Annotated in this window: 14 protein-coding genes; 5 read left to right on the top strand and 9 right to left on the bottom strand. The window is 34.0% G+C overall.

Annotation, left to right across the window (positions count from 1 at the left end; genetic code table 11):
• Positions 1-60: 60 nt before the first annotated feature.
• Genes B3C18_RS09355 through B3C18_RS09335 form a run of 5 tightly spaced genes read right to left on the bottom strand, consistent with a single transcriptional unit; the run spans position 61 to position 5,252 of the window.
• Positions 61-1,524 carry a UDP-N-acetylmuramoyl-L-alanyl-D-glutamate--2,6-diaminopimelate ligase gene (locus B3C18_RS09355; RefSeq protein WP_291145864.1) on the bottom strand — a complete coding sequence of 488 codons (1,464 nt, stop codon included), beginning with the start codon at positions 1,522-1,524 and terminating at the stop codon, positions 61-63.
• On the bottom strand, positions 1,521-3,539 hold the full coding sequence (locus B3C18_RS09350) for a penicillin-binding transpeptidase domain-containing protein (RefSeq protein WP_291145860.1): 2,019 nt from the start codon (positions 3,537-3,539) through the stop codon (positions 1,521-1,523). The genes B3C18_RS09355 and B3C18_RS09350 overlap by 4 nt, the downstream gene beginning before the upstream one ends.
• The gene (locus B3C18_RS09345) at positions 3,530-3,877 is read right to left on the bottom strand and encodes an FtsL-like putative cell division protein (protein ID WP_053472090.1); all 348 of its coding nucleotides are present in this window, start codon (positions 3,875-3,877) and stop codon (positions 3,530-3,532) included. Before B3C18_RS09345 ends, B3C18_RS09350 begins: the two co-directional genes overlap by 10 nt.
• A gap of 18 nt (positions 3,878-3,895) precedes the next feature.
• A complete protein-coding gene (gene rsmH / locus B3C18_RS09340) occupies positions 3,896-4,804 on the bottom strand; it encodes a 16S rRNA (cytosine(1402)-N(4))-methyltransferase RsmH (RefSeq protein WP_291145856.1) in 909 nt (302 codons plus the stop codon).
• A complete protein-coding gene (locus tag B3C18_RS09335) occupies positions 4,779-5,252 on the bottom strand; it encodes a division/cell wall cluster transcriptional repressor MraZ (protein WP_053472089.1) in 474 nt (157 codons plus the stop codon). Before B3C18_RS09335 ends, rsmH begins: the two co-directional genes overlap by 26 nt.
• Before the next feature lie 378 nt (positions 5,253-5,630).
• Between B3C18_RS09335 and B3C18_RS09330 the strand changes: the two genes are divergently transcribed.
• The 3 genes from B3C18_RS09330 to B3C18_RS09320 are packed head-to-tail and all read left to right on the top strand — an operon-like array spanning position 5,631 to position 7,657.
• A complete protein-coding gene (locus tag B3C18_RS09330; protein WP_291145849.1) occupies positions 5,631-6,395 on the top strand; it encodes an alpha/beta fold hydrolase in 765 nt (254 codons plus the stop codon).
• Between the two features lie 42 nt (positions 6,396-6,437).
• Entirely contained in the window at positions 6,438-7,064 is a 627-nt protein-coding gene (gene yihA / locus B3C18_RS09325) for a ribosome biogenesis GTP-binding protein YihA/YsxC (RefSeq protein ID WP_291145846.1), read from the top strand.
• Positions 7,061-7,657, top strand: a complete 597-nt coding sequence (locus B3C18_RS09320) for a hypothetical protein (RefSeq protein ID WP_291145843.1) — start codon at positions 7,061-7,063, stop codon at positions 7,655-7,657. Before yihA ends, B3C18_RS09320 begins: the two co-directional genes overlap by 4 nt.
• A gap of 82 nt (positions 7,658-7,739) precedes the next feature.
• Here B3C18_RS09320 and gldC read toward each other — a convergent pair whose 3' ends face one another.
• Positions 7,740-8,075 (bottom strand): gliding motility protein GldC, encoded by a 336-nt coding sequence (gene gldC / locus B3C18_RS09315; protein ID WP_056204799.1) that lies wholly within the window; start codon positions 8,073-8,075, stop codon positions 7,740-7,742.
• Positions 8,075-9,028, bottom strand: coding sequence for a gliding motility lipoprotein GldB (gldB, locus tag B3C18_RS09310; RefSeq protein ID WP_291145838.1), 954 nt, complete (start codon positions 9,026-9,028; stop codon positions 8,075-8,077). The genes gldC and gldB overlap by 1 nt, the downstream gene beginning before the upstream one ends.
• A 101-nt stretch (positions 9,029-9,129) precedes the next feature.
• On the opposite strand from gldB, the gene nadE reads away from it, so the two are divergent.
• The gene (gene nadE, locus B3C18_RS09305) at positions 9,130-9,936 is read left to right on the top strand and encodes an NAD(+) synthase (protein ID WP_291145836.1); all 807 of its coding nucleotides are present in this window, start codon (positions 9,130-9,132) and stop codon (positions 9,934-9,936) included.
• A gap of 92 nt (positions 9,937-10,028) precedes the next feature.
• Complete coding sequence (locus tag B3C18_RS09300) at positions 10,029-10,658, top strand: response regulator transcription factor (RefSeq protein WP_026730588.1); 630 nt, start codon at positions 10,029-10,031, stop codon at positions 10,656-10,658.
• On the opposite strand, the gene dnaG is transcribed toward B3C18_RS09300, so the two are convergent.
• Entirely contained in the window at positions 10,655-12,718 is a 2,064-nt protein-coding gene (gene dnaG, locus B3C18_RS09295) for a DNA primase (RefSeq protein WP_173972093.1), read from the bottom strand. The two genes, B3C18_RS09300 and dnaG, sit on opposite strands and share 4 nt — an antisense overlap.
• Positions 12,719-12,845: 127 nt before the next feature.
• Positions 12,846-13,898, bottom strand: coding sequence for a hypothetical protein (locus B3C18_RS09290; RefSeq protein ID WP_291145813.1), 1,053 nt, complete (start codon positions 13,896-13,898; stop codon positions 12,846-12,848).
• Positions 13,899-14,082: the final 184 nt, after the last annotated feature.

Raw genomic sequence — 14,082 nt, 5'->3', positions numbered from 1 at the left:
TTTTTAAATCCCAAAATTCCAACGTTATATTGGATTTTGGAATTTGGAATTTTCATTTTGTTATTTTCCTAGTTGGTCTAAAATTTCTTTTACAGTCTCCATATCGTCAAAATGGTGGCGAACACCATTTATTTCCTGATAGGTTTCATGCCCTTTTCCGGCAATCAGAATAATATCATTTGGCTGTGCCAATTGACAAGCGGTTTTAATAGCTTGTTTTCTATCCGTAATTCTCAATATCTTTTTATAATTATGAGCTTCTACACCTTGTTCCATTTCATCTAAGATCACTTCAGGATCTTCGTTTCTTGGATTATCTGATGTTAAAATTGCTTTATCACTAAGATCTGTTGCAATTTTTGCCATAATTGGTCTTTTTGTTTTATCTCTGTTTCCGCCGCAGCCTACAACTGTAATCAATTGTTCGTTTTTTGTACGGATATCATCAACCGTTTTTAAAACATTTTCTAAAGCATCCGGCGTGTGTGCGTAATCTACAATTGCTGTTATTTTTGAATCGGTAACAATATATTGAAAACGACCTGAAACACTTTCTAAATCAGACAGTAAGCGTAATGCTTCCAAGCTATCCATTCCTAACTCAACTGCAGCTCCATAAATAGCCAAAACATTGTAAGCATTAAAAGTTCCAATTAGTTTTACCCAAACTTCATTGTCGTTTACTTTTAATAATAAACCAGATAACTGGCTTTCTAAAATTGTTGCTTTAAAATCAGCATACGATTTTAAGGCATATGTAAACTTTCTTGCAACCGTATTTTGCAGCATTACAGTTCCGTTTTTATCATCAATGTTTGATAATGCGAAAGCTGTTTTTGGCAGCGAATCAAAAAATGATTTTTTTACATCTCTGTATTCTGCGAAAGTGGCGTGATAATCTAAATGATCGTGCGAAAGGTTCGTAAAAATCCCGCCTACAAAATGCAAAGCTTCTGTACGTTTTTGGTGGATTCCGTGTGAACTTACTTCCATAAAACAATGCGTAACTCCAGCTTCGATCATTTCATTTAAATAATGATTGATTGTAATTGAATCTGGTGTTGTATGCGTTGCAGGATATTCTGTATCATCGACCATGATTTTTACGGTTGATAATAAACCCACTTTAAATCCTGCTTTTTGAAATAATTGAAATAATAACGATGCAATTGTTGTTTTTCCGTTTGTTCCGGTTACGCCAACTAATTTTAGTTTTGAAGATGGGTCTTCAAAATAATTAGCCGCAATAAAAGCCAATGCTGTATTGGTATCTTTTACCTGAATATAAGTTACTTCTTTCTCAATATTTTGAGGAAGTGTGTCACAAATAATAGCTTTTGCTCCTAACTGAATCGCTTTTTCAATATAATCGTGCCCGTCAGATAATGAACCGCGAATGGCCACAAAAACATCATTTGACTCTACTTTTCGGGAATCAAATTCAATTTTCTGGATACCAATTTCTGTCGAACCTGTTACAGATTCGATAGCTACTTTGTATAATATGTCTTTTAGTATTTTCACGATAATTCTAATACTATAGTTGTGTTTTTATTTATAATTTTTTCTCCTGCCTGAATAGATTGCTTTTTCACCTTTCCTACTCCTATTACTTTTACTTTAACTTTTACGTTAAGATTCTCCAGCAAAGCAACGGCATCCATTCCCGGCATTCCTTTTAAATTAGGAATTGCATTTGATTTTTTTCTTGATTCTACATCGTACTTATCATAACTGCTTTCTTGTTTTGCAATTTTAGAATCAAGTTGTTTAATTTTATTTGTTGATGGTGCGTCTGTAAATATTTTTTGGGCAATTCTTTTAAAAACCGGCCCCGCAACGTCTGCTCCGTAATAATTATTTTTTGATGTATTTGGTTTGTGAACTACTACAATACAAGAATATTTAGGATGATCTGCCGGAAAATATCCTACGAAAGAAGACGCATAATACAATGCTGATTTTCCTTCTTTTCCTCCATAATTCATCTGAGCCGTTCCTGTTTTTCCTGCCATCGAAAAATCTTTCGAATACAACTTAGAACCTGTTCCTTTTTTAACCACATTCAGCAATACTGCTTTCAGTTTTTTAATAGTCTCCGGCGAACAAACTCTTGGGTTTATAACTTCAACATCAAACTTTTTGATGGTTTTGTTCCATTCTTTAATTTCAGAAACAAATTGCGGTTTTACCATTACACCATTATTGGCAACTGAATTATAATATGCCAAAGTCTGCATTGGCGTAACCGAAACATTATATCCAAAAGCCATCCACGGAAGCGTAGTTCCTGACCAATGTTTGTCTCCAGGCTGTGGAATATACGGTCTTCCTTCTCCTTTAAAATGTAATCCTAATGTCTTATTTAATCCGTAACTATTAATATGATTCACAAACTTAGACGGATTGCTTTTGTAATTTTCATAAACAGCCTGAACCATAACTGTATTTGACGAAAGTTCAAATCCGCGTGCTAATGAAACTTTTCCATAACCACCTTTATGCGAATCATTAACAGCTCGCCCGTAATATTTAACCTGACCTCCGTGACTATCGAAAACTGTACTTGTATCGGCTACTTTATCTTCTAAAATCGCCATTAAATCAACTAATTTAAAAGTCGATCCCGGCTCATGAGATTCTGCAATTGCATAGTTTGTTGTTTCATAATACGATCCATCCTCTGCTCTTCCTAAATTTGAAATCGCTTTTACATGACCTGTTTCTGTCTCCATTACAACCACACAACCGTGATCTGCTTCGTAATCTTCCAGTTGTTTTAACAAAGCATGATGTGCAATATCCTGAATAAAAACATCTATTGTCGAAATAACATCGTAACCGTCAATTGGATCCACTTCGTTTAAATCACGAATTGGTTTCCATTGGCCTTTTGCGATTTTTTGCTTTAGAATTTTCCCGTCTTTTCCGTTCAAATAATTTTTAAAAGCCCACTCAATTCCTTTTCCAACTTCAATTCCTGTTGCCGGATCAATTTTGTCATAACCAATAGTTCTTTCAGCAATTTTCCCTATAGGGTGTTTTCTAACGGTTTCTTGTTCTACAATAATTCCACCTTTAAAAGCCCCTAAATTGAATAATGGAAAACCTTTAATTTTCACATATTCCGTATAACTTAATTTTCTGGCAATTAAATAATAACGATTTTTATTTTCTCGTGCTTTTCTTAATTCTTTTTCATAATAACCTGATGGTCTATCCAAAACAGTTTCCAAAGAATCCGACAATTGTTTTACATACTTTTCAAAAGTTTCCTTTTTTGGTGCTTTGGCATCAAATCGAATTTCATAATTTGGAATTGACGTTGCCAGTAAACTTCCATCAGCAGAATAAATATTTCCTTTGTTTGCCGGAATTACAAAATTTCTAACGGTACGCTGTTTTGCCAGTTGTCTGTAATGATCTCCTTCAACCCATTGAATATTGGTCAATTTAACAACAATAGCAATTGCCATCAAAAAGATGAAAACTGCTACGAGGTAAATTCTGTAGGATATATGTTTATCGTCTACTGCCATATTCTTTTAAAGAAACTTTTTTCTTCTTCTTTTTTAACTTCTATTTTTGTTGGAGGAACTGTCGATGGATAAATTTGCTTTTCGAGCATTTTATCTGATATCGTCGATTCCATTTTTAACTTCATCAATTCTGAACGTCGATCTACAAATTCAGATCTCAGTTCTTTTACTTCATTATTTAGTTTTGCGATTTCAAAAACCTTTTGTTCGTATCGCTGTGTATTTGCAATCATCAAAATGGCCAGCAGAATTATAAAGACAATGAATCGCCAGTTTTTTACTGCGTCATCGTTTATTAGAAATCTTGCTTTTAATATGCTGAATACTCCACCTTTCATTTTTTCTACCTATATATATTATATCTTTTCGGCAATTCTCAATTTTGCACTTCTTGCTCTGTTGTTGATTTTGATTTCAGCATCATCTGGAACAATCAGTTTTCCTATTGTTTTGAACGGTACTGAAAAATTTCCGAAGAAATCTCTTTCCGGCTCTCCTTCAAACATTCCGTTTTTAATAAATCTTTTTACCAGCCTGTCTTCTAAAGAATGGTATGAGATTACTGAAAGTCTTCCGCCTGGATTAAGAATCTCTAACGATTGCTCAATAAATTCCTTTAGAACGTCCATTTCCTGATTTACTTCAATTCGAATGGCCTGATAAATTTGGGCCAATATTTTGTTTCGAACTTTCTCAGGTAAAAATTTCTTCAAAACATCTTTTAATTCATCTGTTGTTTTGATTGGGTAATCTCTTCTGGCTTCTACAATCGTTCTTGCTAAAACCGGTGCGTTTTTCAACTCCCCATAATCAAAAAAAACACGACGTAAATCCTGTTCTTCATATTCGTTAACCACTCGGTAAGCATTTAAATCATTTTTCTGACTCATCCGCATATCCAGCTCGGCATCAAATCGGGTTGAAAAACCTCTTTCCGGAACATCAAACTGATGTGATGAAACTCCTAAATCTGCCAAGATTCCATCTACACCTTTAACACCATGAAAACGAAGAAATCTTTTTATAAATCTGAAATTCTCATTAATTAAAGTAAACCTTTCGTCCGGCAGGGCATTTGCTAAAGCATCTTCATCCTGATCAAAGGCGAATAACTTTCCGTTTGGCCCTAAACGTCTCAAAATTTCTTTTGAGTGACCGCCGCCGCCAAACGTTACATCTACATAAATGCCGTCTGGCTTAATATTTAAACCATCAACTGTTGGATGAAGTAAAACCGGATTATGATATTCCATTGTCGTCGTCATTAATATTTCCCATTACTTCTTCGGCTAAATCTGCAAAATCCATATCTTCGCCGCTTATTGATTTTTCGTATAAATCTTTATCCCAAATCTCCACAATATTAACCGCAGATGAAAAAACAACATCTTTAGCAATACCAGAAAAAGTCACCAAATCTTTTGGCACTAACAATCTTCCTAATGCATCAATCTCTACCACTTTTACGCCGGCAGTAAATCTGCGAATGAAATCATTGTTCTTTTTTACAAAACGATTCAACTTGTTAATTTTCGCCATCATCAAATTCCACTCATCCATTGGGTACAACTCCAAACATTGCTGAAAAACAGAGCGCTTCAAGACAAAACCGTCCTGAAGGGAAGAAGCCAATTGCTTTTTCAAAGGTGCAGGTATCATTAACCTCCCTTTAGCATCGACTTTACACTCATATGTTCCTACAATTGTGTTCAAGAAAAACCACTTAACATGTTATACAGCAAAAATATAAAAAAAATTACCACATATTACCACTAAATACCACTTTGTTAATAAGTTTAACCACATTTCTACCACTTCACTTAATTATTATCAAATCAACACTTTAGATATTAATCAGTTTAAGATTCGAATCCTTTAACAATTAAAAAAAATAAATAGTCTTTCTCTTAAAAAAGTAATTATAATGCAATCATTTTAACAATTCCGTAATATAGCAAAACACACTCTAAAAGCTGATTTTTAAATACTTATATATTCGACTAAAATTATGTAGTTAAAAAATGGCAGCAAAAATTCATTTTTATTTATTAAACCCTATATTTGTCGAAATTGAAATTGGCATTAAACTAGATGGACAAAAACTACAAAAAAGAAGGCAAATACAGCTATTTTGAAGCTGGCGAAGGAACCCCTATTGTAATTTTACACGGGTTAATGGGAGGCCTTAGTAACTTTGATGGTGTAGCAGAATATTTCCCAACGAAAGGATATAAAGTTGTTATCCCGGATTTGCCAATATACACACAAAGCATTTTAAAAACGAATGTAAAAAGCTTTGCTAAATACGTTAAGGATTTCATCACTTTTAAAGGTTTTGACAAGGTTATTTTATTAGGAAATTCATTGGGCGGGCATATTGCATTGTACCACACAAAATTATATCCTGAAAAAGTAGCCGGACTTGTAATTACCGGAAGTTCTGGACTTTATGAAAGTGCAATGGGAGACAGTTATCCAAGAAGAGGTGACTATGAGTACATCAAGAAGAAAGCTGAAGATGTATTTTATGACCCAAAGATTGCCACTCCTGAACTTATCGATGAAGTATACGCAACGGCTAACGACCGCATCAAATTGATTAAAACTTTAACGATTGCAAAGAGCGCTATTCGTCATAATATGGCTAAAGATTTACCAAAAATGGATGTAGAAACCTGCATTATTTGGGGTAAAAATGACTCTGTAACGCCGCCAAATGTTGCCGAAGAATTTGATAAATTATTGCCAAATTCAACTTTGTATTGGATTGACAAATGTGGACACGCAGCTATGATGGAACATCCTCAGGAATTTAATGAAATTCTTGAAAAATGGCTTACTGAGCAAAAATTATAGCCTCTAACTTTCTATTTTAAGGAGGTTTTAAAAAACAAGAATATGAAAATTAATACCGCCGAATTTATCATCAGTAATTCTGATGCATCAAAATGCCCGAAAGATTTTCTGCCGGAATATGCATTTATAGGCAGATCAAACGTTGGTAAATCATCTTTGATTAACATGATTACCAATCATAAAAATTTAGCAAAAACATCTGGAAGACCAGGAAAAACACAGCTGATAAATCACTTTAAAATCAACAACAATTGGTTTTTAGTCGATTTACCGGGTTATGGTTATGCTAAAGTTTCAAAAAAAACAAAATCAATTTTCCAGCAGTTTATTACGGATTATTTTGAAAACAGAGAGCAGTTAGTCTGCGCTTTTGTTCTGATTGATATTCGTCACGAAGCTCAAAAAATTGATATTGAGTTTATGTCTTACATGGGAGAAAGCGAAATTCCGTTTTGCATCATTTTCACCAAAGCAGATAAAATCAGTAAAGTAAAAATTGATTCGCATATTGCGGCTTACAAAAAACAAATGTTTGCCAATAACTGGGCCGAAATGCCACAGTATTTTGTAACCTCATCCACAGAATCTATTGGAAAAGAAGAGCTTTTGACTTACATTGATGAAGTAAATCAAGAAGTTTTTAAAAGCAATAGTGGGTTTACTTCATGAGAAAATTTTTCCATTTCTCACTAATCATTTTACTTTTCACCTCTTGTCTTGGACCTGATACAGCTAATTATTTTCTTTACAGCAAAGACAAAATGAATGGACTGGACTTTTCTAAAGGCAAATGGTTAATTGGTGAAATTGAAGTTAACTCATATGCCAGAACAAATCTAACCAATCTTGTTTTAGCTGATTTCAATGAATACTTAGGCGACAGGGTAAAATATTCAGTAAACGAGCGATCCTTATTATTACCAAAACAAATCCCTGTTCATCCAACTAAATCAGTAATTTTAGATTTAAAAAAGGGAGCCGACTTTGATTATTTTGTAAATATTAAATGTAAAACTTCCATAAATGATCTAAGCAACTTTGAGTTTGTAGATCATTATTATTATAAAAAACGAATGTCATATGCTCAGGTTATTTTGGAAGTTTATGATTTAAACACCGGTGAGATAATTTATTCGCAAGCATCTGGCGGATCAATTGAAAAAGTCAACACTACAACCAATAAACCTACAACTATTATTACAATAGGTTCATACAAGACAATTATAAATGATATTAAGAAGAAATCAATTAAACCTTTATAATAATTAAATAGTCAAAACATAAAAAATCCCAAACTCCAACCTTAAAATTGGAATTTGGGATTTTTTTATTTGGAATTTAAAACTACTTAGTAAGTTCCAGTTTCTCTGCAAAGTAATCACAGAAATCTTTCATGGTATCTGACATTTTTTCGTCGTCTGTAGCACGTTTAAAAGTATCAGCCATTGCAACCAATGTTTGGTGAAAGAAAATTTTCATTTCGTCTACCGGCATATCTTTTGTCCATAGATCGATACGCATTGTTTCATGCGCTTTACTGTCCCAAATTGACAACATTATAGCTTTTGCTTCTTCTGCTTGAACACCGCCGTCTTGTGCGCTCCAGGTTAATTTTTCCGGAACACGGTTTTCGTCTAATTCGACGTTGAATTTAATTTCTGATTTTATTGTATTTGACATTATTTCTTAGGTTTATATTTTGACTTTTCGAAAATTTCTTTTGCATTCACTTTTAATAATTCTGACAGCGACACATTGTTGTTTTTCATATACGAACGAACAATCTGCCAGCCAATCCACGCTCCGACTCTTCCCGGAGAATCGTTGTCTATTTCTAAATAGAATTTAGAAAATGGAGCAGGCGCTATAAATCGTGTTGTTAACTTCGGATCTAAACTGTACAACATTTCGCTTTCAAGAAAATAACGCCACATATAGTTTTCATTTTCTTCGCACCATTTTATTTGTTCGGGTGTGTAACCCATTTTTTCAGCATCTGTATAATTAGGCAAAAGCAGATCTTTTGCATACAACTGTTTCCCTTCAAAAATCATTTGAGAAACTAGGTTTTTATCCGGATAAGCCGGAATGTTTCGGTAGGTAAAACTCGAAACTACATCGGGCATAATTTGTTTTTCTTCAAAATTGTATTTTAAATACGCCGGAAACTCATAAAATTTATGATCCTTTCCTAAATATAATTCTAAAGCAACCACAACAAGACTGTCTGCATAAATTGCTTTTGCATTATAATCCATTTCACCTATTACCGTAACAACCTTTGGTGTTTTAGTTTTTGGGAAATAATATTTTACATGTTTAAAAAGCTCATTAAATTCTTCACGGACAGGTTCGAAGTTGCTGTATTTTTTTTGTACCTCTTCATAAACTTCTCTCCAAATTGGCTCTTTCATTTTTTGAAGCCAGACGTTGTCATCGTTTCCTGGAAAAAAGTATGGATATTGTTTTTTCAGCTTCGCAAGATCTTCAGGTTTAGCTTCAAAAAACGCTTTATCAAAACGTTCTACTTTTATATCTACCGGAATTTCTTCAACCTCTTTTTCAACCTTTGTTTTTTGGTCACAAGACAAAAAAAACAAGCACAGAACCACTACAAAGCGATAAATTTTCATTTTATTTTATTTAGATTTGTGTTGCTGGATTTTAAGTACTTTTCTACTTAAAAAAATAATTCTGCAAATATACATCCCTCCATCTTAAAACTTGAACTATTATGGCTAAAAAAAGCACAATTCAGACAGAAAAAGTAAATACACATATTGTTGAATGGTTAAAAAATTATGCTGCTAATGCAAAAGTAAACGGATTTGTAATCGGAATCTCAGGCGGAGTTGACTCTGCAGTGACTTCTACGCTATGCGCGCAGACTGGTTTACAAGTTTTATGTGTTGAAATGCCGATTCATCAGGCTGAAAGTCAGGTATCAAGAGGAAGAGAACATATTGATCAGTTAAAAAAACGTTTTCCTAACGTTTCGAGCGTAAAAACAGATTTAACTGACACTTTTGAGGCGTTTAAGACATCTGTGCCAACTTCAAAAGATTCAACAAAAGTTAATTTATCATTAGCCAACACAAGAGCGCGTTTAAGAATGACTTCTTTGTACTATCTAGCTGGTATTCATGGGCTTTTAGTAGCAGGAACAGGGAATAAGGTAGAAGATTTTGGTGTAGGATTCTACACAAAGTATGGTGACGGTGGTGTCGACCTAAGCCCAATTGCTGACTTAATGAAGTCTGATGTTTATGCTTTGGGAGAATTTTTAACGATTCCAAATTCAATTTTAACAGCTGCTCCAACAGATGGCCTTTTTGGAGATAACAGAACCGACGAAGATCAATTAGGCGCAAGTTACGACGAGCTGGAATGGGCGATGCTAGCCGCGGAGTCAGGAAAATCAGCAGATGACTTCAACGGGAGAGAAAAATCTGTCTTTGAAATTTATAAAAGATTAAACACCAGCAACAAGCATAAAATGGAAGCAATACCCGTTTGTTTAATACCAAAAACGTTAAAATAATTTTTTTAACATTTGTCTGCAATTAATTACAGAATTTATTTATTAATTTTACAGTTCCAAAAACATGAACAATTCTAAAAAAGGTAAAAATTATGATTAAAGTATGTCTTGCAGACAATCATCCTGTGACTCACTTTGGCGTTAAGTCTTATTTCAAAGACCACGATCAAATTTCAATTGTTGCCAACGTAGGCAATTTTTCAATGGTTAGAGATATCCTTCAAACGAAGGAAATTGACATCCTAATTCTCGATCTTGAACTTGAAGGCCTTTCAAGTATCTTCGAAGTAAAATCGATCCTGAAAAATTTCCCAAAAACAAAAATTGTAATTTTTAGTGACCTCGCTGAACAAATGTATGCTCCAAATGCAATCAAAGCAGGAGTTTCCGGGTATGTACACAAAACAGAAAAACTTGAAACTTTAGGTCTTTCTATTATTAAAGTACACGAAGGAAAAATTATCATCAACGAAACTGTGCGCAAAAACATGGCATTAATTGCTAAACAAAGCAAAAGCGAACGTTTGTACAGAAAACTTTCAAATCGTGAGATCGAAGTTTTACGTTACTTAAGTGATGGTAAGAAAAACAATGAAATCTCTAAAATCTTAAACCTGAACGAAAAAACGATCAGTACTTACAAATTGAGATTACTAACTAAATTGAATGTTACTAATTTAGTTGACTTAGTAAACAAAGCTAAGACTTTAGAAATTATTTAATGGTATCTCGACATTACTCGACCTAGTTTTTTCGAGAATGCATTAACTAATTTCGAGTAATCGACAACCATAGACAAAAGCTCTGTATTATCTGAATTATCAGGTTTTATAGAGCTTTTTAATTCTTCGATGATTTTACCCACCAAAAACCAACGCATAGACATAATTGTTTCTGTCACGTATTGCGCAATGGTTTCGTGTTTCATTTTCGAGAAAATATTCTGCCCTTCCCAATCGTGAAGCGTCAATCGCTCATCTTCCATTAAAATATCGGTAACTTCCTGAGCAAAATCAGGCTGCAAACGCATTAAATATTGCTCAAGACTGAATTTCTCATTTTGATTATAAAATGCAATTAAGTCAGTAAAGATATCACGGAATAAACTATTAGAAAGTTCTACCTCATCTTCCTGCAAACTCAAATAAATACGCTGGTACACTTTGTATGCTCTCATTTCAGAAACCATTACCACTTCACCTTCGTCATTATTCTTTAAATGTACATCTTCAAATTCTTCTGTATTATTTCCGTAAAGCAATAAAATCTCAATTACTTTTCGTTCTAAACGATACAAAATATCTACTTTTTCTGTAGGCTCTCCTACCGGATATCCCGGTTCGCCCGGATAATCTTCCGGCGGTCCAAATCTTGGATCTTCAGGATCTCCTCCAGAATATCCTGCTTGTGGCGGCGGCTGGTTTCTAAAAACTTCAAAAGGTTTTTGTTCCTGTTTTTGTTTTTTAGCCACCTCAGCAATGTCTTTTTGAATCAGCTGAGCCAAAGTACTCACCAATACCTGCTCAGAAATATCCATGATTCTGGCACATTCCTGAGTATAAATTTCGCGCTGAATACGATCCGGTATTTTAGAAATACTCACCACCATATCCCGAATTAAATCGGCTTTTTTTATAGGATCGTTTTTAGCCTCTTTCATTAAAAGAGATGCTTTAAACTGTATAAAATCTTTACTGTTTTCTTCTAAATAGGCAACAAGATCATCATGCGAAGTTTTTCGGGCAAAACTATCCGGATCTTCTCCGTCAGGGAACGCACAAACTCTTACGTTCATTCCTTCTTCAAGAATCAAATCGATTCCTCGAACAGACGCACGCAATCCTGCAGCATCTCCGTCAAAAAGAACGGTAATATTTCTCGTTAGTCGATTTATCAAACGAATCTGATCTGGCGTTAAAGCGGTTCCTGATGAAGCCACAACGTTCTCGATACCAGCCTGGTTAAATTGAATAACATCTGTATAACCCTCAACCAGATAACAATTGTTTTGTTTTGCTATCGATTGTTTGGCCTGAAAAATACCATAAAGCACTTTACTTTTATGGTAAATATCACTTTCTGGCGAGTTCAGGTACTTCGCTGCTTTTTTATCATTGGTTAAAATACGTCCTCCAAAACCTAAAACACGTCCGGACATACTTTCTATCGGGAACATTACACGGCCTTTAAAACGGTCAAAAGGACGATCCTCTCTTGGTATTGTTAAACCGGTACTTTCCAGGAATTCCAGTTTATATCCTTTACCTAAAGCTTCTTTGGTTAAAGCATCCCAGGTTTCAGGCGAATATCCTAAACTAAACTTTTTGATGGTTTCATTGGTAAAACCTCTTTCTTTAAAATAAGAGAGTCCAATTGCTTTTCCTTCTTCTGAATTTAAAAGTGTTTTATTAAAATAATCTTTTGCAAATTCTGAAACCAAATACATACTTTCACGAACATCCGTCATTGCTTTTTCGGCATCTGTCTGTTCGGTTTCTTCTATTTCAATATTATATTTTCTGGCAAGATATCGAATGGCTTCCGGATAGGTAAATTGCGAATGCTCCATCAAAAACTTGACAGAGTTTCCTCCTTTTCCTGTACTAAAATCTTTCCAGATCCCTTTTGCAGGCGACACCATAAACGATGGAGAGCGCTCATCCGAGAACGGACTTAGACCTTTATAGTTACTCCCGGCACGTTTTAAGTTAACATAATCACCAATAACCTCCTCTACACGAGCAGTTTCAAAAACAGAATCAATAGTAGCTTGTGAAATCAAAACGTAAAATATTTTTAAAAATTTGAAGTCTGTAAAAGTACACAAATGAATCTTGAAATTTGGCGATTTAACATAAAAAAAGCACCTCTTTCGAGGTGCCTATTTACTAACTAATTAAACTGCATTCTTAATTCAAATCAACTCTTATTCCTAGTGAAATGTTATTTTCTTTCACTAAATTATCCTGAAAAAGCGGATTTAAATCATATTTTGCATACAAACTAAATGCTCTGTAACCAATGTAAGAACTTAGTCCGTAGATAAAATTATTAACATTATAATCTCCTTTTATTGTTGTTTTATAATCTAAATCGTCCTGATCAAATTTCAGGATTTGTTTCGATTTTACATTAATTCCGGCGTAACCTCCAATCCCAAAACGGAAACTTCTATGGGTTCTAAAATATGTTTTTCCGTTACTTACCTGAGGTCTCGAAAAATCGAATTCTAAATGCAATGGCAGCACTATATAAACATTTCTAAAACGAGATTCATTAAGATTTACAGGATTGGTCTCTAAAACTGTCTGGTCTCCATTTACCACAAAACTTCTGTTGTCTGTTGGACGAATATTATTATACATTAACGAAAGTCCGTATTTGGCATGTAATAAATTGTCATTTTTCATTAATCTGCTGTTATAGGTAAAACCCCATTCGTAGAAATGTGAACCAATAAAACTGTAATTAGAATCCTGAAGTTTACCATCGACCATCATATTATTTAAACCCATTGCAAACACAAATTGCGAAGTTGTTCTTTTTTCTCCACGAATCGAATCCTTTCCTTTTTTACCCTCTTTCCATATTTCATCATTCCAACGAATGACCAAAGCATGCTTCATTATAGAATCTCCTTCTTTGATTTTTCCGTCCACTTTTTGTTGCACCAAATCATTAAGTTCATTTTGTGCCAATGTTACTTTTTCCTCAATAATGGTAGCTCTGGCTTCTGCCAATTCTTTCTTGCGTTTGTCTGCTTGTTCCTGAGTAATTTTTCCTTCAGACAATTGTACGTTTACAGCTTCTACTTCTTCTTTTAAGGCTGCTTTTTCTTCTTTGGTAACCTTTTCTATTTTATTGGCAATTTTCTTTGCTTTTGATTCAAAGGTTTCCTGTCCCAGCACCTTAGTAACAAATAAGAAAATAAGGGCAACGAGATAAAGTGTCAAATTTTTCATGATTGATTGATTTTTTTTAAATTGATTGTGATTGATGATGTTTTAATTATGAATTGTGAATTGTAAATTATTAATTGATATTGCCATTAAAAAATTATTCTTGTTGATTTCGATTCGCCAAAGCCACTTTTAACGTTTGGTAATTTTTATTGACTTTTGTAATCATTTTTTCTCTAAACGAAAG

It is taken from the genome of Flavobacterium sp. UBA7680 (assembly GCF_002482975.1).
Classification (GTDB): Bacteria; Bacteroidota; Bacteroidia; order Flavobacteriales; family Flavobacteriaceae; genus Flavobacterium.
This window is presented reverse-complemented; position numbering and strand designations above follow the sequence as displayed.

Excerpts from the sequence above, each read along its gene's own strand:
- B3C18_RS09350 (WP_291145860.1), bottom strand. The coding sequence starts at position 3,539 with ATGGCAGTAGACGATAAACATATATCCTACAGAATTTACCTCGTAGCA.
- rsmH (WP_291145856.1), bottom strand. The coding sequence starts at position 4,804 with ATGACGACGACAATGGAATATCATAATCCGGTTTTACTTCATCCAACA.
- gldC (WP_056204799.1), bottom strand. The coding sequence starts at position 8,075 with ATGTCAAATACAATAAAATCAGAAATTAAATTCAACGTCGAATTAGAC.
- B3C18_RS09345 (WP_053472090.1), bottom strand. The coding sequence starts at position 3,877 with ATGAAAGGTGGAGTATTCAGCATATTAAAAGCAAGATTTCTAATAAAC.
- gldB (WP_291145838.1), bottom strand. The coding sequence starts at position 9,028 with ATGAAAATTTATCGCTTTGTAGTGGTTCTGTGCTTGTTTTTTTTGTCT.
- B3C18_RS09290 (WP_291145813.1), bottom strand. The coding sequence starts at position 13,898 with ATGAAAAATTTGACACTTTATCTCGTTGCCCTTATTTTCTTATTTGTT.
- B3C18_RS09320 (WP_291145843.1), top strand. The coding sequence starts at position 7,061 with ATGAGAAAATTTTTCCATTTCTCACTAATCATTTTACTTTTCACCTCT.
- B3C18_RS09300 (WP_026730588.1), top strand. The coding sequence starts at position 10,029 with ATGATTAAAGTATGTCTTGCAGACAATCATCCTGTGACTCACTTTGGC.
- B3C18_RS09330 (WP_291145849.1), top strand. The coding sequence starts at position 5,631 with ATGGACAAAAACTACAAAAAAGAAGGCAAATACAGCTATTTTGAAGCT.
- yihA (WP_291145846.1), top strand. The coding sequence starts at position 6,438 with ATGAAAATTAATACCGCCGAATTTATCATCAGTAATTCTGATGCATCA.
- nadE (WP_291145836.1), top strand. The coding sequence starts at position 9,130 with ATGGCTAAAAAAAGCACAATTCAGACAGAAAAAGTAAATACACATATT.